This is a genomic window from Streptomyces deccanensis (assembly GCF_022385335.1).
GTDB classification, from domain to species: domain Bacteria; phylum Actinomycetota; class Actinomycetes; order Streptomycetales; family Streptomycetaceae; genus Streptomyces; species Streptomyces deccanensis.
This window is the reverse complement of the sequence record NZ_CP092431.1, coordinates 1,390,327-1,408,473: the sequence shown is the minus strand read 5'-3', so window position 1 is coordinate 1,408,473 and position 18,147 is coordinate 1,390,327. Positions and strand designations below refer to the sequence as shown.

Sequence of the window (18,147 nt, the reverse complement as noted above, 5' to 3'; positions counted from 1 at the left end):
GCGGTCGGCCGGGTGTCGAGGGCGTCGGACCCCGGCCGCCTGACAGCGGACGGCCGGGCCCGACGCCCTGACCTCAGCCGAAGAAGACCTGCTGCAGCAGATAGATGTTGATACCGGAGATGAGCAGAGCCGCCACCCACCCCACGAAGGTGGTCACGCGCCGGTTGACCAGGTCTCCCATCAGGTCCCGGCGGCGGCTGATCAACACCAGGGGGATCAGCGCGAACGGGATGCCGAAGGAGAGCACCACCTGCGACGCCAGCAGGACCTTGTCCGGCGACATGCCGAGCGCGAGGACGACCAGCGCGGGTGCCATGGTGATGGCCCGCCGGAGGAACAGGGGGATCCGCATCCGCAGGAAGCCCTCCATGATGACCTGGCCGGAGTAGGTGCCCACGCCCGAGGAGGAGAGGCCCGACGCCAGGAGCGCGGCGGCGAAGGCGAGCGCGGCGCCGCCGCCGACCAGCCGGTCGAAGCCCTGGTGGGCGCTGCCGAGACTGCCGTCGAAGTCCCCGGCGGCACCGTGGAAGACGGCGGCCGCGACGCAGAGCATCGAGAGATTGATCAGTCCGGCCAGGCTCAGGCCCAGCGTGGTGTCGACGCGCAGGGTGCGCAGGGCACGCTTGCGCTCGGCTGGGCCCTCCGGCGCCTGCCGCTGCGCGGTGAGGGCCGAGTGCAGATAGATGACGTGGGGCATGACCGTCGCACCGATGATGCCGATGGCCAGCACCACGGAGTCGGTGCCGTGGAAGGCCGGTGTCATCCCCGCGGCCAGCCCCGAGGCGGACTGGCCGCCGGCGGCGACGAGGGTGTACGCGAAGCCCAGGGCGATGATGCCGAGCAGGAAGACGATCGCCAGCTCGAACGGGCGGTAGCCGCGCCGCTGGAGGGCCAGAATGGCGAAGCTCACCACGGCGGTGATGAGCGCGGCGGGCAGCATGGGCACGCCGAAGAGGAGATAGAGACCGATCGCCGCGCCCACGAACTCCGCCAGGTCGGTGGCCATGGCCACGACCTCGGCCTGCGCCCACAGTCCCACCACGACCGGGCGGCGGAAGCTGTCCCGGCAGAGCGTCGGCAGGTCCCGTCCGGTGGCCAGACCGGTCTTGGCCGACAGGTACTGGATGAACATGGCGACCGCACAGGCCGAGACGAGGACCCAGACGAGCAGGTAGCCGTGGCGGGCTCCCGCCTGGAAGTTGGTGGCGAAGTTGCCGGGGTCGACGTAGGCGACCGCGGCGACGAACGCAGGCCCGTAGAAGGCGAGTCGGCGTCGGCGGACGGCTCGACGGAGGGCGGGGACCTGGGTGAGGGGCGGGGCTGCCGCGGAGGTGCCGGTGCTCATCAGAGGGCTCCTGCGAGTTGGGAAGGGGAGCGAGTACGCATGCCGACATCGACGACGCGAGGTCACGTCAGACCGTGTGTGCGTATTATTGTCATACAATACTTGCGGGCATGAGTCCGAGCAATGGAGTGGGATCAAAGAAGTGGAATCAAAGGGACTTGGGCCCTTGTTGAGCCGCGCTCAGTGCAGCGCGGTGCCGGGCTCGGAGCCGCCGAGGGCGGCCAGTGCCCGGAAGCCCGCCTCGTACGAGCGGTCCACATGCGTGGCGCAGGCGAGAACGGCCCGTTCGGCGTCGCGATCGGCCAGCGCCTCGTAGACGGCGCGCAGTTCGGCTCCCGCGGCGCGCGCACGGCCGGGCGAGCACAGGGAGGCACACATCAGCACGATGATCCGGGCCCGCAGTTTCGCCAGGGCGTCCAGCGTGACCATGACGCCGGCGGCACGCAGCAGCAGTCCGTAGAAGTTGTCCCGTGCCTGCAGCAGGGCCGACGGGTCCGGCGGTAGCTCCGCGAGGTCCTCGAACTCCATCAGGGCGCCGTGCAGTGCCCTCAGCTGCGCGTCGGAGGCGTGTGCGACGAAGCGCCGCACCGTGACCTCCTCCAGGGCACGCCGGACCTCGTCGATCTCGGCGGCCTCCTCCGGCGAGGGCACGCCCACCACGCATCCCTCGTCCACGATGGTCAGCCAGCCCTGGTCGCACAGGTCACGGAGGGCCTGCCGCACCACGCTCCGCGAGACGCCGGTGCGTCCCACGACGAGGTTCACGTCGAGCCGCTGCCCGGGAACGAGCCGTGACCAGCAGATGTCCTCGCGCACCGTCCGCAGGACGCGGTCCCTGGAGTCGGCCATCACCGAGGCCGACTCCAGGCGCGAGTGGGGCTTCTTCGCCCACGAGCCTTCGTGCTCCACGGCAGGAGGCTACGGCCGGCTCGTCATACAATCAATGCCTTGTCTGGCGCGATTTCGCCGTATGCGCCCGCACGGGGCGTCGGGGCGCTCGCCGCGGTCGTCGTCACGGGGCGGGACGGCTCTCGCTCGGATGCGCGCTCTCCGCGACCGCCTCGGCCCGCTCCAGCAGGCGGGTGCGCAGCATACGCCGCAGACGGACGACCGAGTCCTCGTTGAGGTGGTGCAGCGGGTCGTCGTACGTGGTCAGCTCGATCCTCGCGCCGAGGGCGGCCAGGGCGCCGGCCGTCCGCTCGGCCCGCACGAGGGGGACGAACTCGTCCTCCTGCGCGCACAGCAGCACGATCTCGGTGCCGGGCAGCCCACTGTCCGGCCGCGCGGGCCAGGGCTTGGCCACCGGCCCGAGATGGCCGCCGGTGTGCAGGAACGCGCCCGCGCACGACGGCTGGTCACGCAGCAGGTACTCGGAGAGCAGGCAGGCTCCCTGGGAGAAGCCGAACAGCACCACGTCCCGTGCGGCCCAGCCCATGCGCTCCAGGTCGGCGAGGTGGGTGCGTAGCGTGTCGAGGGCATGGTCCAGATGCGGCTGGTTCTCCTCCAGCGGTGCCAGGAAGCCCCGCGGGTACCAGGTGTCGCTGTCGGCACCGGGGACGACCCAGGCCACGCCGGGGAGGTTGACCCGCTCGGCCTGCTCCACCATGAACCCCGGGCCCTGCCCGCGCCCGTGCACCGCGTAGACCACCAGCCCGGCCCGGTCGAGGGGCGCGCCGTACAGCAGTGGTGGGCGCGCCAGATGCGGGTTGTCGGGCGTGGTGGTGAAGGCCGTCGTCTCCGTCCCGGGCGTCTCAGGCATCTCGGACCGCCTCGCTGTCTCGTGGTGGCTCCCCGGCCCAGGCGCGGGTGAGCAGGTCGGTCAGTTCCCCGGTGCCGACCGGGACGGGGTTGTCCTGCGGCACGTACGGCAGGATCAGGCCCGCCGCCTCGGGGATGTCCTCGCGGCGCATTCCGTGGTCGGCCAGAGCGCGCGGGGCGTCGAGCGCCTTACGCAGCGCGTTCAGACCGCTCACCGGCGTGGTGCTGCCCAGAGCGGAGGCGATCCGGTCGGCCGCGTCCGGCGCGCCCGGCGCGTTGAGCTGCAGCACGTAGGGCAGCACGGTGGCGTGGGTCTGGGCGTGCGGCAGGTCGTACGCCCCGCCCAGCACATGACAGATCTTGTGGTGCAGCCCCGAGCCGGCGGAGGCGAAGGCCACCCCGGACAGGTAGCAGCCGTACAGCGTGGCGTCCCGTCCGCCGATGTCGTCCGGCTCCCGGACGATCCGGCGCAGCCCGTCCGCGACGGCCCGCAGGCCCTCCATCGCGAAGGCCTGGTTGACCGGGTTGGTCCTCGGGGCCCACATCGAGTCGACGCAGTGGGCGATCGCGTTGAGTCCGGAGGCCACCGACAGACCGACGGGCAGCGACAGGGTGAGTTCCGAGTCGTAGACCACGGCGACCGGGAGGACGGCGTCGTCGACGCCGGTGGTCTTGCGGGCGGCCTCCGTGAGGCCCCAGACGTTCGTGGCCTCGGAGCCGGCGTACGTCGTCGGCACCGCGACGATGGGCAGCCGCGTGGTGAGCGCGACGGCCTTGGCCAGGCCGGTCGTGGAACCGCCGCCCACGCAGACGACGAGGTCGGCGTCGCACTCCCGGGCCGCGGCACGGGCCGCCTCGGCCTGCTCCACGGGTACATGCGGCCGGACGTCGGCGTGCCGCAGCACCACCGGGAGGTCCGCCGTGACGCGGTCGGCGATCGCGGCCTCGGCCGGCGCGGCGATCACCATGACTCTGCGGGCGCCCAGGCGGTCGGCCTCCGCGGCGAGGTTGCGTGCGGCACGGCCGTACCCGAAGAGGACGCGTTGGCCGAGCGTGATGTTCTCGAAGGTGAGGCTCACTGTTCGTTCCTGTCGGGGACGGGCGGGGAGGGTGGGGACGGGCGGGGACAGGTGGGACAGGTGGGACAGGTGCAGACGACGGTGCGCGCCGGGGCCCGGGCGTGATGGGTGCGCCCGGGCCCCGGGCGGATGCGGGAGAGCGGAGGGACGGGGACCGTCAGTCGGTCGTGACCGGCTCCAGACGGGCGAGGATGTCGTCCCGCTCGCTCTCGAACTGCGGCGGCAGCATGAAGTTCTTGCCGAGCTCCTCGGGAGACTCGTCGCAGTCCCAGCCGCCCTCGTCGTCGGTGACCGCCAGCTCGAACAGGGCGCCGCCCGGGGTCCGCACGTAGTGGGACTTGAAGTAGGTGCGGTTCTTCAGCTCGGAGATGTCGGTGTAACCGGCACCCTCGATCTCGAACTTCACCGCGTTTTGGTTCTCCAGGGTGTCGAGGTTCCAGGCGAAGTGGTGGTAGGTGCCCGCGCCGTAGCGCCAGGTGCCCTGCTCGTCGGAGCGGTTGCCACGCAGCTCGATGAAGTTGCCGTACTCCTGGGTGCCGACCTGGAAGGAGGCGAGGTCGCCGTCCTCCTCGACCTTGCCCTGGGAGAAGAAGGCCTCGTTGCCGAAGTCGACCATGCGGTCCTGGTCGTACACGTGGATGCCCATGCCGTGGATGCCGTGGATGGCGGCCTCGGGGGACACGCCGTTGCCGGAGAAGCCCTCGCGCGGGTCGTTCTCGTTGCCGACCAGGACGTACTCGATGCCGGAGGGGTGGAGGAAGGCGACCCGGCCCCGGCCGAGGGCCTCGAAGCGCCGGGCCTCGATGTCGTGCTCACCCAGCCGCTTCACCCAGTAGTCGAGGGAGCCGGCCGGTACGGAGAGGAGAACCTCGCGCGCCTGGTTGGTGCCCCGCTTGCCGTACAGCCCCGCCTGCGCCCACGGGAACGTGGTCACCACGGACGACGGATCGCCGTTCGCGTTGGAGTAGTAGAAGTGGTAGATCGGCGTCGAACCGTCGTACAGCACGGTCTTCTTGATGAAGCGCATGCCCAGGACTCGCGTGTGGAAGTCCACGTCCTCCTGCGCACCACCCACGGACAGCGTCACGTGGTGGGAGCCGACGAGATACGTCATAGCTCGGGTCTCCTTGTCTGGTAGTGCCGTGCCGGAAATGCAGCTCTCAGCAGGGCCGTATGATTGTCATACGATATGACGCCACAGGTCAATACGGAGTTTCGGTCTTTGCCTGTGGCGCAGGCGGTGCGAGAGGCCGCTCCGGCCGTTGCGGGACGCTCTGGTCTGCGCTAACGTGCGCCCCGAGTAATTGTCCGACAATCATACGGGGTGACAGTGAGTCCACCACGCGCCGACGACACGTACGAGGTCCTCATCGTCCGGTACGCCTCCCGTACGACGACCCGCGGTCTGGTCTTCCTCAACCACCATCTGTACGGCGAGCCGGACGGCCCCATCGGGATGGACTACTACGTCTGGATCGTGCGCAACGAGCGCCGCACGATCGTCGTCGACACCGGTTACAGCGAGCTCGGCGGGCGCAACCGGAACCGGGGTCATCTCATCCACCCCGGGGAGGCGTTCCGCCGCCTGGGAGTCGAGCCGGCCGAGGCCACCGTGGTCCTCACCCACGCCCACTACGACCACGCGGGCAACGTGGACCTGTTCCAGGACTCCCGAGTGATCGTGCCGCGCACCGAGTTCGACTTCTGGACCGGCGACTGCGCGCGGCGGTTCCAGTTCCACCACACCGTGGAAGAGACCGAGATCGACCATCTGCGGGCCGTCCACGAGCAGGGGCGCATGGTGTTCCACCGCGGCCACGAGGAGATCGCGCCGGGTGTGGAGCTGATCGAGCTGGGCGGCCACTCGCCCGGACAGGCGATCCTCACCGTCAACACCAGCGAGGGACTGGTGCTGCTCGCCTCCGACGCCACGCACTACTACGAGGAGTTGGAGCGCGACCTGCCGTTCCTGGTCGTGGCCGACCTGGAGGCGATGTACCGGGGCTTCGACTACATGAACCAGCTCATCGCCGACCGCCGGGCGATCCTCGTCCCCGGCCACGACCCGGGCGTGCTCGACCGCCACCGGCGACTCGACGGCCCGATGGGCGAGTTCGTCGCGGTGATCGGCGGCCCGCGCGCCCCCGAGGACGGCCCCGGCGTCGGCGCCGGCCTTCGAGTTCCCCAAGGTGGAGGAGCGGTATGACCAGCACGACAGCGCCGGTGGGCTTCATCGGCCTCGGCAACATGGGCGGGCGGATGGCCCGCCGCCTGGTGGCCGCCGGGTACGACGTCCTCGGCCACGACACCCGCTCGGAGAACATCACCGCGTGCGGGGCGACACCCGCCGAGTCCGTCGCCGAGGTGGCGCGCAGATGTGACGTCGTCCTGCTGTCCCTGCCGGAGAGCAAGGTCGTCGAAGCGGTGGTGCTCGGCGAGCAGGGCGTGCTGGCAGGCGCCCGCGAGGGCCAGGTCGTCGTCGACCTCAGCACCTCGGCGCCCGCCTCCACCACGCACCTGCACGAACAACTCGCCCAGCGGGGCGCCACCCTGCTCGACGCCGGCATCTCCGGCGGCGCGGCCGCGGCGGAGAAGGGCGCCCTCACCCTCATGGTCGGCGGGGACACCACGACCCTCGACCAGGTGCGCCCGCTGCTCGCGGCCTTCTCCGTCAACGTCTTCCACTGCGGACCCGTCGGCGCCGGCCACACGGCCAAACTGCTCAACAACTTCCTCAACGCCATCGCACTGTCGGCGACCGCCGAGGTGATGGTCGCCGGACGCAAGGCCGGACTCGACCTCCAGGTCCTCCTCGACGTGCTCAACACCAGCTCGGGCGTCAACTTCGCGACGCGGAACCGCTTCCCGAAGATCATCCAGGGCGACTACCTCAAGGGCGGCCTGACCAACGCGCTGATGATGAAGGACGTCCTCGCCTACGTCGACCTCGTCACCGGCCTCGGCGTCGCGAGCCCCAACTCCGCCGCCCCGCTCGCCTCCTTCGGCCTCGCCCTCCAACTGGGCTACGCGCAGGACATCAGCAACACCGTCGTCGACGCGATCGGCGACCTCTCCGGGCGCGTCCGCGTCCACGACGGCGCGTACGACGCCGGGAAGGACACGTCGTGAAACTCATCCACGGAACCACCCAGCACGGCCCCGGCACCAAGACCGGCTCGCGGTTCACCGGCACGGTGCACGCCCACCTCACGATGCCCGCCACCGACGGCGTCACCATCAACACCGTCAACTTCGCACCGGGTGCCCGCACCTACTGGCACACCCATGAGCACGGCCAGATCCTCCAGGTGCTTGCCGGAAGCGGCTTCGTCGCGACCGAGCAGGACGGCGTCCGGCCGCTGCGGGCCGGCGACACCGTGTGGTGCCCGCCGGGCGAGCGGCACTGGCACGGCGCCGCCCCCGACTCCTATCTGACCCACACGGCCATCTCGCTCGGGAAGACCGTCTGGGCCGAGGAAGTCGGCCACGAGCAATACACGGCTCCCGTCACCGCCGCTCCCGTCACCGCCGCTCCCGTCACCACAGAGGACTGAGACCCCATGTCAATCGATCATCCGACCACCGTCGCCGAGCCCCCGACCACCGACATCAGCCCGCAGGACGCCACCCACCGCGACACCTACGAAGCCGGTCTCGCCATCCGCAAGGCGGTCCTCGGCGCCGAACACGTCGAGCGCTCGCTGGCCAATGTCAGTGAGTTCGCCCGGCCGATGCAGGAGCTGGTCACCGAGTACTGCTGGGGCGCCGTGTGGAGCCGTCCCGGACTCGAGCGACGTACCCGCAGCCTGGTCAACCTCGCCATGCTCACCGCGCTGGGCCGCAACCACGAACTCGGCGTCCACGTCAAGGGAGCCCTGACCAACGGCGTGACCACCGAGGAGATCCAGGAAGTGCTCCTCCAGACGGCCATCTACGTCGGCGTCCCGGCGGCGCTGGAGTCCTTCCGCGTCGCCGAACAGGTGATCGGTGAGGTCGACGGCGATGCATGACCGCACCGAGACTCCCGCCGCCCTGCCCTCGGTGGCCTTCATCGGCTTGGGAAACATGGGCGCGCCGATGTCCGTGCGCCTGGTCCGCGCCGGATACACCGTGACCGCGTTCGACCTGAGCCGGGACGCCCGTGCCGCGTCGGCCGCCGCAGGAGCCGCCACCGCGGAGACCGCGGCCGAGGCGGCGCGGGGCGCCGACGTCGTCGTCCTCATGCTTCCCGGCAGTCCGGTGGTCGAGGCGGTGCTCGGTGATCCGGCGGTGTCCGAGGCGCTGGCCCCGGGCAGCACGGTCGTGGACATGAGTTCCTCCGACCCGCTGTCCACCAGGCGCCTGGCCGCAGCCCTCGGCAGCCGAGGGGTCACCCTCGTCGACGCCCCTGTGTCCGGCGGGGTCAAGGGCGCCGAGAACGGCAAGCTCACGATCATGGTGGGCGGCGCCGAGGACGACGTCGAACGGCTGTCACCGCTGCTGGCGACCATGGGCACCGCCCGCCGCGCCGGACCGGTGGGCGCGGGCCACGCGCTCAAGGCCATCAACAACCTGTTGTCCGCCACCCATCTGCTGGCCACGGCCGAGGGTGTCCTGGCGGGGGAGCGGTTCGGGCTGGACCCGGCCGTCATGGTCGACCTGATCAACTCCTCCAGCGGGCGCAGCGGTTCGACGGACAACAAGTTCCCCAACTTCGTGCTGCCCGGCACCTACGACTCCGGCTTCGGCATGAAGCTGATGGTCAAGGACATGCGCATCGCCGTCGACCTGGCCCACCAGCTCGGCGTCGAGAGCCCCCTCGCCGACCGCGCCGTCGCCCTGTGGGAACGCGCACTCGACGCCCTGCCCGACACCGCGGACCACACCGAGATCGCCCGCTGGGCGTTCGACGCTTCCACGGACCGAGAGCCGGTGGCCGGATGAGCGCGCCGCCCGAGAACGAACTGCGGGACGCAGTCGTCGAGTTGCACGGCGCCTGGGACGAGCAGTGGCAGGCGGTCCTCGAACTCGCGCCCGAACTGCTCGCCGCTTACGTACGGCTGGCCGGTGTGCCCCAGCGCAAGGGGCACCTGGACCCCAAGACCCGCGAACTGATCTACCTGGCCGTCGACGCGGCGGCGACCCATCTGTACGCCCCCGGCGTGCGCCGTCACATCCGCCGGGCTCTCGACCTCGGTGCCACGCCGGGTGAGATCACCGAGGTCATCGAGCTCACCACGACCCTGGGCATCCACGCGATGAACATCGGCGTGCCCCTGCTCGCCGAGCTCCTCGAAGAACGCGGCCTGCGCGACGGCCCCGGTGAACTCGACGCGTACCAGAAGGAGTTGAAGGAGCGGTTCACCGAGAACCGCGGCTACTGGCACGAGTTCTGGGACGAGATCCTCGAACTCGACCCCGAGATGTTCGAGGCCTACACCGACTTCTCGTCGGTGTCGTGGCAGCACGGCTCCCTGGAACCGAAGGTGAAGGAGTTCGTCTACACGGCCTTCGACTGTGCCTCCACCCACCTGTACGTGAAGGGGTGGAAGGCGCACATGAACAACGCGCTGACCTACGGCGCCACCGTCGGCGAAATCCTGGAAGTCATGGAGATCGCCGCCGTCATGGGCATGCAGAGCGCACTCCAGGCCCTGCCGGTGCTGCGCGAGGAACAAGCCCGACCCCTGCGACAGACGTGAGGCGGAAAGACATGACACTGCGCGGACTGGACGGGAAGGTCGCCGTCGTCACCGGGGCCGCCGGTGGCCTCGGACGGGCCACGGTGGAGCGGCTCGTGGCGGAGGGCGTGAAGGTCGTCGCCGTCGACCTCGACGAGGCGGTGGCCAAGGAGGTCGCCGCGGCCGTCGGCGGCGAGTCCGTCGGCGTCGGTGCGGACGTGACGACCGAGGAGGGCGTCGACGCCTACATGCGGGCCGCCGTGGACGCGTTCGGGCGGGTGGACCTGCACCATCTCAACGCCGGTATCGCCGGCTCCCTGGCCGACCTCGTCGACGTGTCCGTCGAGGAGTGGGAGAAGGTGATGGCGGTCAACCTGCGGGGCCCGTTCCTCGGCGTACGGGCCGCCTTCCGCCACTACCTGGAGCACGGCAGCGTCGGGTCCATCGTCGTCACCGCCTCCATCGCCGGCCTGCGCGGCAGCAACGACCTGCTGGCGTACACCACCTCCAAGCACGGCACGGTGGGGCTCGTACACGGCGCCGCCGTCTACGGGGGCCCCATCGGGGTTCGGGTGAACGCCGTCGCCCCGGGGATCGTGCCCACGCCGATCTTCGGTGAGGCCGGGATGGCCGACATGCGCGGGCGCGCGGCCACCTCGCCGCTGCGTCGCGCGGGCCGGCCCGAGGAGGTGGCCGCGACGGTCGCGTTCCTGCTCAGCGACGAGTCGAGCTACGTCACCGGCGAGATCTTCTCCGTCGACGGCGGCGCCAGTGTGCAGAACACCAACCGCCGGGGCGGGGGAGCGGGGCTCTGGGACGTGGCGGTGACCGACGAGGCGCTCCTCGCGCGGCACGCGGCGGGAGCGGCCGGGCCCCAGGGAGTCTCCCGATGACGACGATGAGAGCGGCCCTGCTGCGGGGCTTCGAACAGCCCCTGACCGTCGAGGAGGTGGAGTTGCTCGACCTCGCGCCCACCCGTGTGCTGGTCCGCACCAGGGCGACGCCGTTCTGCTCCACCGACGTCACCAGCTTCCACGGCCGCCTCGGCAAGGTCCCGCCGACGATCCTCGGTCACGCCTCGGCCGGCGAGGTCGTCGAGGTCGGCAGCCAGGTCCGCGGCATCGAGGTGGGCCAGCGCGTCGTCGTCCCCGGCACACCCGAGTGCGGCCACTGCTTCTACTGCGGCATCGGCCGCCCCGACCAGTGCTCGGAGCTGTTCGACCTCGGCGGTGTCTACCCGGACGTCGCCCGGACCTCGGACGGGCTGGTGGTGAACGCCGCCGGATGCGTCGGCGGCTACGCCGAGATCATGAACGTCTCGCAGAACCAGGTCTTTCCCGTCGACACGGACCTGCCCTGGGAGGTGCTCTCGCTCCTCGGATGCGGGGTCACCACCGGGGTCGGGGCGGTCCTCAACGTCGCCCGCGTCCGACCCGACGAGGTGGTCGCCGTCGTGGGAGCGGGACACCTGGGGCTGTGGGCCGTCCAGGCAGCGCGGCTGGCCGGGGCCCGCGAGGTCGTCGTGATCGAACCCGAGGAGGAGCGCCGCGGCGTGGCGACCAAGGTGGGGGCCACGGCCGCCGTCGCACCCGAGGACGCGCTGGAGGCCGTACGGGGCGTGACCCGGGGACGAGGGGCCGACAAGGTCATCGAGGCGGCCGGACCGCCCGCCGCACAGCGCCTGGCGCTGGAGATCTCCCGGCGGGCCGGCACCGTCGTGCTCTCCGGCCTGAAGGACGTGGCCGGTCAGGTCACGTTCGGGCAGATCCCCCTCGCCGTCCAGAGCCGGCAGGTGCTCAGCACCCAGAACGGCAACGTCCGCATGCGCCGCGACCTCCCCGCGTACATCCGTCTGCTCGAACGCGGCGCGCTCGACCCGTCGCCGGTCATCACCTCCACGTATCGGCTCGACGACATCAACACCGCTCTGGAGCGGTCCGAACGGCTCGAGGATCTCTCGGGCGTGTTCGTCTTCTGACGGGAGCGGAGATGAGAGCAGCGGTGCTGGAGGCGTTCGGCGCCCCCATGCCAGTCCGGGAGCTCACCCTGCGCGACCCGGACGAGCACGAGGTCCTGGTACGGACGGTCGCCGCGCCGTTCTGCTCCACCGACTGGCTCGGCTGGCGGGCGATGCGCGGCAAGAAACCGCCGGTCGTGCTCGGACACACCGCGCTGGGCGTGGTCGAGCGCTGCGGCGGCGGGGCCCATGCCCACGCCCGCGGCTACGGCGTCGGTGATCTCGTGGTCGTCGCCGGGACGCCCCAGTGCGACGCGTGCTTCTACTGCGGCATCGGCCGGCCGGACCAGTGCGCCCGTCTCTTCGACGGGCCCGAGCCGGTCATCGCCACCGACTCCATAAACGGCCCGGTCCGGGCGGCCGGCGGCGTCGGAGCGTACGCCGAGTTCATCCTCGCGGACCGCAGCCAGGTGTGGCCGGTGCGCAGTTCGCTGCCCGCCCCGCACCTGAGCCTGCTGGGCTGCGGCATCACCACCGGGCACGGCGCGATCGTGAACGTGGCGGAGGTCCCGCCGGGAGCGTCCGTCGCGGTCGTCGGTCTGGGACACCTGGGGTTGTGGTGCGTGCAGGCCGCCCGGGTCGTCGGCGCCGGCCGGATCATCGGGGTGGACCTGCTGGCCGACCGCCGTGCCACGGCCGCCGGGCTGGGGGCGACCGACGTCGTGGACCCCACCCAGGGCGATCCCGTCGAACAGGTGCGGTCCCTCACCGAGGGGCGGGGCGCCGACGTGGTCGTCGAGGCCGCTGGCCCTGAACAGGCGGTGCAGCAGGCGGTCGCCATGTCACGGCGGGCCGGGACGGTCGTGCTGACGGGCGTGCAGTGGGCGGACGGCCGGATCTCGCTGCCGCAGAACGCCGTCGCGATCCACGGCAGACGGATCCTGTCCTGCCAGAACGGCCAGAGCGTGATGTCCCGCGACCTGCCCCGCTGCGTGGAGCTCCTGGAGAGCGGCGAGTACGACGCCCGGCCGATCGTGACGGCGCGGTACACCCTCGACCGGATCAACGAGGCGCTGTACGCCTCCGGAGAGTTCCGGGACCTCAGCGGGGTCATCACGTCCTTCCGCCATCAACCACCCACACAGGAGTGAGGGATCATGCCACGGGCCCCTAAGCCCTTGACCACGACCGCGACCACGACCTCGGCCGCGACCACCACCGCGACCGCGACCTCGGGCTCGACTTCGAACTCGACCTCTCTCGCCCCGGCCTGGACCACCAGCCCCGTCGGCCGTGTCGCCGCACCGCTGCGCGAGCAGGTCGTCACGGCGCTGCGCGAGGCGATCCTCGACTTCCGCCTGGAGCCGGGCCGCCGTCTCGTCGAGCGCGAGCTCGTCGAGCAGCTCGACGTCTCCCGCACCACGGTCCGGGAGGCACTGCGGGAACTGACCTCCGAGGGGCTGATCAAGGTCGTGCCCCAAAAGGGCGCCGTGGTCGCGGCGCCCACCCCGGACGAGGCGCGTGACCTCTACGAGGCCCGGTGCGCGCTGGAGACGCTGCTGGTGCGACGGTTCATCGAGAAGGCGCCGCGTTCCAAGGTGTACGCCCTCGAAGCGGCGGCGGAGCACTTCGCCGAGGTCGCCTCGCGGGACGACGCCGAGCCGCGTGACGTGCTGGACGCGCGGCGCGACTTCAACGCCGTCCTGCACGAGGGCGCCGGCAGCGAGGTGCTGCGGCAGCTGGTGGAGGGCGTCCAGGCCAAGGTGCGCGTCCTGGTGGTCAAGGGCATGTCGACGAACCACGCCGAAGTGATCCAGGAACTGCGCGACATCGTCGCCGCCGTCAGACAGCGGGACGCGGACACCGCGGTCGAGATCTACACCAAGCACATGCGGCGCGTGGCCGCCAACGTCCTTGAGGGCCTGAAGGGGATCCAGGAGCTGTAGGCCACTCCTGGATCCCCTTCAGCGACTCCTCGCCGATCCGCGCTGCCTCAGTCTTCCCGCCCGGAGGTCACCGCCGCGAACGACTGCGCGGTGTGCTGTGTGTCCATGTACTCGCGGACCGCGCTGACCCGGTCGCCGGAGATCTCGTACACGTTCGCGTACCGGTTGTCGTAGCGGCTCCCGTCGCGGAAGAAGCCGCTGCCCACGGCCTCGGCGACGACACAGTCCCCGTCGCCGACGAGGCGGGTGATCTCGATCTGGGGGCCGGTCGCGTCGAAGAGCGCGAGCATCTGCGAGAGGACCCCGACCAGGGTCTCCCCGGTCATCGGCGTTCCGGCGCCCGGCAGGTCGTAGGCCTGGATCGTGTAGGTGAAGTCCGGTGTGATCAGTTCGCCGAGACGGTCCCAGTCCTGGCGGTTGAGCGCGTCGACGAAGGCCTGGACGACGTCCTTGGGGGCGATGGCCATGGAGGTTCTCTCTTCGGTAGATATGGCGACGGGGGTCTCAGAAAGTCAGCGGCTGTCCGAAGTGGAAGCGTGAGACCGACCCGTAGGTGACGTCCCACTTGGCGGCGATGTGCGTCTTGAACATCGCGACGTCCCGGTAGTACTTCTCCATGGGCGACCCGAGCCGTGCCGAGCTGGATCCGGCGGTGGAGAACGCCAGGTCGACGGCCTGGTTCGCCAGCTGGGCGCCCTGCAGGATGACGCCGCGCAGCCGGGCGTCGTCCTCGGGCGTGAACTCCTGGCGGGTGCGTTCCCAGCGCCGTCCCAGCTCGGTGTACTGGCGCATCGCGCCGAGCAGCAGGGTCTCGCCCGCGTCGATCTGGGCGAGCATCTTGCCGTACCAGCGGTGGAACTCGGCGGAGTCGGTGCGCGGCATCATCGGAGGGAAGCTCGTCGGGCGGGTGGCCATGAGCTCGTCGAAGGCGTCGAAGGCCGCCCAGGCGACGCCGATCTGGGTGGCGACGAGCTCACAGTTGAAGAAGGCCAGGGTGCGGCCCAGGTACATCGGGTTGCGGTGCAGCCGGTAGCCGACGGTGCCCGTGTCGCCCAGCGTGTGGTCCTTGAAGTCGTAGACCACGCTGAGGTGTTCGGGGACCAGCGCGTCCGTGACCTGGAGCGAGTTCGAGCTGGAGGCCCGCATGCCCAGGACGCCGGACCAGTCGTCGAGGATCTCGTAGTCGGATCGCGGGACGATGAACGCGCGCAGCCCGAGCGGCTCGTCCCGCTCGGTGAAGGTGTGGGCGACGAGCATCGCGTGGGTGCTCCACATCGAGCCCGAGCAGTAGTCCCAGGTGCCGGTCAGCCGGTAGCCGTGCGCGGTGCGGACCGCCCGGCCGCGCGGGATGGTGCGCCCCGGCGCGATGAGGTCTCCCGCGAACAGCTCCTCCTGGGCCTGTTCGGGAAAGAAGGAGGCCACGTGCCAGGCGTGTCCGGCGCCGAGGACGAAGGACCAGCCGACACCCGGGTCGCCGCGGGAGATCTCCACGGCCACCCGGAGGAAGTCCTCCAGCGGCAGTTCGAGGCCCCCGTACCGCTTCGGGTGGAGCATCCGGTAGAAGCCGGCGTCGAGCAGCTGTTTGTGGATCGCCTCCGAGTAACCACCGAGCGCCTCGTGCTCGGCCTGCGCGGTCCGCAGGACCGGGCGGAGCCGCGTCGCCACCTCGAGAAGGTGATCGACCGTGCCCTCCGCCGCAGGCTGAGGGGCGGAGTCCGCGGCATACAGGCTTGCGCTCATCGGGCTGTCCTCTCGACACGTAACTTTGTATGACGATATTATAGGCAGGCAGAGAACGGCGCTAGATGGGACCGCCGACCAGTGCATCAACTCTGGTAATCGCCCCTCGCCTCCCTCTTTACGTCATTGTGCGATCGTCATACAGTCCCCCGCAGGCTCCATGCCACCACATGGCGCCGGTCCGGGACTTCAGAGGAGTTGGTTGTGATGTCCACGCCGTCATCCGTCACCCGGTCCGGCTCCCGTCCGGTCACCGCGCGGGAGTTCCGCGACGTCATCGGACGGTTCGCCACCGGCGTCACCGTCATCACGACGGAGAGCGGCGGCATCCGGTACGGCAGTACCGCGAGCGCGGTCAGTTCGCTCACCGACGATCCCCCGATGCTGCTGATCTGCCTCAACCGGAACTCGGCCACCGCCGCGGCGGTCCGCGACAGCGGCGCCTTCGCCGTGAACGTCCTCGCCGAGGACCACGTCGACTTGGCCACTCGCTTCGCCTCGCGCGTGCCGGACAAGTACGACGGCGTGCCCACCGAGACCGCGTCGAACGGCTCGCCCCTGCTGGTTGGTGCCATCGCCCACCTGATCTGCCGGGTCGCCGAACAGGTCGAGGCCGGCACCCACTATGTGTTCCTCGCGCATGTCGAGGAGGCGATGTCGTACCCCGGCCATCCGCTCGCCTACTTCCGCGGCCGCTTCGGCCGGATGCAGACGGCGCCGGAGGCCGACGTCCTGCGCGAGGTCCGCGCCCGCGTCCTGAACGCCGGCAGCGACGTCGAGGAGGTCATCGACACCGGCCGCTGGGCCGAGGAACTCGGCGTGGACGCGGGCCGGGTCCACCGCGCCCTGGTCGCCCTCGCCGACGAGGGGCTCATCCGGCGTCAGGCGGGGGAGTACCTCATCGCACCCGTCCCCGACTCGATCATCGACGACGTCTACAAGGCCAAGCTCGCCATCGAGACGGGCGTCGCGGAACTGACCGTCGGCAAGGTGACCGCCGACCAACTGGCGCGGCTGCGCGAGCTGATGGAGGACACCCTCGGCTTCGTCAAGGACGGCCGGTTCACCGACCCCGAGGGGTGGGTGCGCGCCAACGAGCGCTTCCACGAGTACATGGTCGAACTCGCCGGATCCACGATCCTGCTCGACACCTACCGCCGCCTGTGCCTGCCGGGCCTCAACCTGCGCGCGCTCGACTCGGCGAGCTACGCCTCCAGTTCCCTCCTCGACGACCACCGCCGGCTCGTCGAGGGATACGAGGCCGGCGACCTGGCCCAGGTCTCCGGCGTCCTGCGGCAGCACGCGCGGCGCCCGTTGGAGATGCGCCGCGAGGACCGACTGCGCCGCTCCACCGACGCGAGCCCCCTCGCCTGAACCCGGCTCCGCCCCGCTTAGGAGATTCGATGACCACAGCACACGCCGCCGCACAGCCCGACCTGGCCGTGCCCTCGCCGGAGGAACTCGTCGGGCGGGCGCGGGCGATGCGCGAGGAACTGCTCGCCCGCCAGGAGGAGGCGGAGCGGCTGACCCACCTCCCCGACGACGTCCACGAGCAGTTCGTCGCGAACGGCTTCTACGACATGTTCGTCCCGAAGAAGTACGGCGGCCTGGAGGTCTCGCCCCGGACGTTCTTCGCCGTCTGCAAGGAACTCGCCCGCGGCGACATGGGCAGCGCGTGGTGCTTCGCACTGGCCGCGAACCACGCCCTCCACGTCGCCTCCTGGTACCCCGAGGAGGTCCAGGACCGGGCGTTCGGCGACCACGACTTCCGGGCCGCGTCGGTGTCCGCGCCGACGGTCAGGGCGAAGAGGACCGACGGCGGATACGTCCTCAACGGCGTCGTCGACTACTGCTCCGGCATCCCCCACTCCACCTGGTACCTCGGCCAGTGCATGGTCGAGCAGGAGGACGGCTCCGCCCCGGCGATGGGCATGTTCCTCGCGCCCCAGGAGACCTTCGAGCGTCTACACAACTGGGGCGAGTCGACCGGCCTGAAGGCCACCGGATCGGAGAGCATCCGCTTCACCGACGCCTTCGTCGAGGCCGAACTCGTCATCGAGGACGCCAACATGATCGACATCCCGGTCAAGGACGGCACCGTCGGCTCCCAGCTGCACGGCAACCCCATGTACGCCGGACGCGGGCTGCTCACCTTCACCGTGTCCCTGGCCAGCCTCGCCGTGGGCGGGCTGTACCACGCCCTCGACGAGTTCGAACGCCTGATGCGCACCCGCAAGACCCCGCTCCCGCCCGTCCAGCTCCGCCTGTACGACGTGGACTACCAGCGGCACTACGGCGCCGCCTGGACGAAGATCAGGACCGCCGAACTGGCGCTGGACGGCGTCATCGCCCAGCACGAGGAGTTCTGCCGCGCCACGGTCGACGGCAGCCGCGAGTACACCTTCGTCGACGACTGGAGCCTGGCCTGCGTGGTCCGGGAGATCATCATCCAGCTCTGGGAGACGCTCGAACACGACCTGCTGCGTGTCGTCGGCTCCGGCTCCATGCGCCAGGGCGAGCGGTTCGACCGGATCTTCCGCGACATGAGCTCGCTCCTCACCCACCGCAACCCGATGCTGCGCGAGCAGGCGTTCCGCAACACGGCCAACCTGCTCCTGGAGATCCCGCCGCCCGAGGCCCGCTGAGCCTCGACTCCCTTGCC

General features: G+C 70.6%; 19 protein-coding genes. 12 read left to right on the top strand and 7 right to left on the bottom strand.

Annotation, left to right across the window (positions count from 1 at the left end):
• Window positions 1-73: 73 nt before the first annotated feature.
• The 5 genes from L3078_RS06325 to L3078_RS06305 all read right to left on the bottom strand — a co-directional run bounded on the left by L3078_RS06325 (window position 74) and on the right by L3078_RS06305 (window position 5,296).
• Window positions 74-1,345 carry an Nramp family divalent metal transporter gene (locus L3078_RS06325; protein ID WP_239751842.1) on the bottom strand — a complete coding sequence of 424 codons (1,272 nt, stop codon included), beginning with the start codon at window positions 1,343-1,345 and terminating at the stop codon, window positions 74-76.
• A 180-nt stretch (window positions 1,346-1,525) separates the two neighbouring features.
• Window positions 1,526-2,254: a GntR family transcriptional regulator gene (locus L3078_RS06320; protein WP_239751840.1), complete on the bottom strand. Its 729-nt coding sequence runs from the start codon at window positions 2,252-2,254 to the stop codon at window positions 1,526-1,528.
• 103 nt (window positions 2,255-2,357) lie between these two features.
• Complete coding sequence (locus tag L3078_RS06315) at window positions 2,358-3,104, bottom strand: alpha/beta hydrolase (protein WP_239751835.1); 747 nt, start codon at window positions 3,102-3,104, stop codon at window positions 2,358-2,360.
• Window positions 3,097-4,182, bottom strand: a complete 1,086-nt coding sequence (locus L3078_RS06310; protein WP_239751804.1) for a maleylacetate reductase — start codon at window positions 4,180-4,182, stop codon at window positions 3,097-3,099. Before L3078_RS06310 ends, L3078_RS06315 begins: the two co-directional genes overlap by 8 nt.
• 157 nt (window positions 4,183-4,339) lie before the next feature.
• Window positions 4,340-5,296, bottom strand: coding sequence for a VOC family protein (locus L3078_RS06305; protein ID WP_239751734.1), 957 nt, complete (start codon window positions 5,294-5,296; stop codon window positions 4,340-4,342).
• Window positions 5,297-5,638: 342 nt separating this feature from the next.
• Here L3078_RS06305 and L3078_RS06300 point away from each other — a divergent pair, with 342 nt between their 5' ends.
• From L3078_RS06300 to L3078_RS06255, 10 genes are read left to right on the top strand one after another with little or no spacing between them, the layout of a single operon-like run.
• Window positions 5,639-6,388 carry an N-acyl homoserine lactonase family protein gene (locus L3078_RS06300; RefSeq protein ID WP_420864162.1) on the top strand — a complete coding sequence of 250 codons (750 nt, stop codon included), beginning with the start codon at window positions 5,639-5,641 and terminating at the stop codon, window positions 6,386-6,388.
• Window positions 6,385-7,311 (top strand): NAD(P)-dependent oxidoreductase, encoded by a 927-nt coding sequence (locus L3078_RS06295; protein WP_239751700.1) that lies wholly within the window; start codon window positions 6,385-6,387, stop codon window positions 7,309-7,311. Before L3078_RS06300 ends, L3078_RS06295 begins: the two co-directional genes overlap by 4 nt.
• Window positions 7,308-7,736: a cupin domain-containing protein gene (locus L3078_RS06290; protein ID WP_239751698.1), complete on the top strand. Its 429-nt coding sequence runs from the start codon at window positions 7,308-7,310 to the stop codon at window positions 7,734-7,736. Before L3078_RS06295 ends, L3078_RS06290 begins: the two co-directional genes overlap by 4 nt.
• A 6-nt stretch (window positions 7,737-7,742) precedes the next feature.
• Complete coding sequence (locus L3078_RS06285) at window positions 7,743-8,192, top strand: carboxymuconolactone decarboxylase family protein (protein WP_239751694.1); 450 nt, start codon at window positions 7,743-7,745, stop codon at window positions 8,190-8,192.
• The gene (locus L3078_RS06280) at window positions 8,185-9,105 is read left to right on the top strand and encodes an NAD(P)-dependent oxidoreductase (protein ID WP_239751691.1); all 921 of its coding nucleotides are present in this window, start codon (window positions 8,185-8,187) and stop codon (window positions 9,103-9,105) included. The genes L3078_RS06285 and L3078_RS06280 overlap by 8 nt, the downstream gene beginning before the upstream one ends.
• The gene (locus tag L3078_RS06275) at window positions 9,102-9,863 is read left to right on the top strand and encodes a carboxymuconolactone decarboxylase family protein (RefSeq protein ID WP_239751690.1); all 762 of its coding nucleotides are present in this window, start codon (window positions 9,102-9,104) and stop codon (window positions 9,861-9,863) included. Before L3078_RS06280 ends, L3078_RS06275 begins: the two co-directional genes overlap by 4 nt.
• Before the next feature lie 11 nt (window positions 9,864-9,874).
• A complete protein-coding gene (locus L3078_RS06270; RefSeq protein WP_239751688.1) occupies window positions 9,875-10,735 on the top strand; it encodes an SDR family NAD(P)-dependent oxidoreductase in 861 nt (286 codons plus the stop codon).
• Complete coding sequence (locus L3078_RS06265; RefSeq protein WP_239751686.1) at window positions 10,732-11,820, top strand: zinc-binding dehydrogenase; 1,089 nt, start codon at window positions 10,732-10,734, stop codon at window positions 11,818-11,820. Before L3078_RS06270 ends, L3078_RS06265 begins: the two co-directional genes overlap by 4 nt.
• Window positions 11,821-11,831: 11 nt before the next feature.
• Entirely contained in the window at window positions 11,832-12,950 is a 1,119-nt protein-coding gene (locus L3078_RS06260) for a zinc-binding dehydrogenase (protein WP_239751684.1), read from the top strand.
• Between the two features lie 6 nt (window positions 12,951-12,956).
• Window positions 12,957-13,745 (top strand): GntR family transcriptional regulator, encoded by a 789-nt coding sequence (locus L3078_RS06255; RefSeq protein WP_239751682.1) that lies wholly within the window; start codon window positions 12,957-12,959, stop codon window positions 13,743-13,745.
• Between the two features lie 47 nt (window positions 13,746-13,792).
• On the opposite strand, the gene L3078_RS06250 is transcribed toward L3078_RS06255, so the two are convergent.
• A complete protein-coding gene (locus tag L3078_RS06250) occupies window positions 13,793-14,212 on the bottom strand; it encodes a nuclear transport factor 2 family protein (RefSeq protein ID WP_239751679.1) in 420 nt (139 codons plus the stop codon).
• A gap of 37 nt (window positions 14,213-14,249) precedes the next feature.
• On the bottom strand, window positions 14,250-15,485 hold the full coding sequence (locus tag L3078_RS06245) for an acyl-CoA dehydrogenase family protein (RefSeq protein ID WP_239751676.1): 1,236 nt from the start codon (window positions 15,483-15,485) through the stop codon (window positions 14,250-14,252).
• A 207-nt stretch (window positions 15,486-15,692) separates the two neighbouring features.
• Between L3078_RS06245 and L3078_RS06240 the strand changes: the two genes are divergently transcribed.
• Both L3078_RS06240 and L3078_RS06235 read left to right on the top strand, forming a co-directional pair.
• Window positions 15,693-16,859, top strand: coding sequence for a flavin reductase (locus tag L3078_RS06240; RefSeq protein WP_239751673.1), 1,167 nt, complete (start codon window positions 15,693-15,695; stop codon window positions 16,857-16,859).
• 29 nt (window positions 16,860-16,888) lie between these two features.
• A complete protein-coding gene (locus tag L3078_RS06235; RefSeq protein ID WP_239751671.1) occupies window positions 16,889-18,130 on the top strand; it encodes an acyl-CoA dehydrogenase family protein in 1,242 nt (413 codons plus the stop codon).
• Window positions 18,131-18,147: the final 17 nt, after the last annotated feature.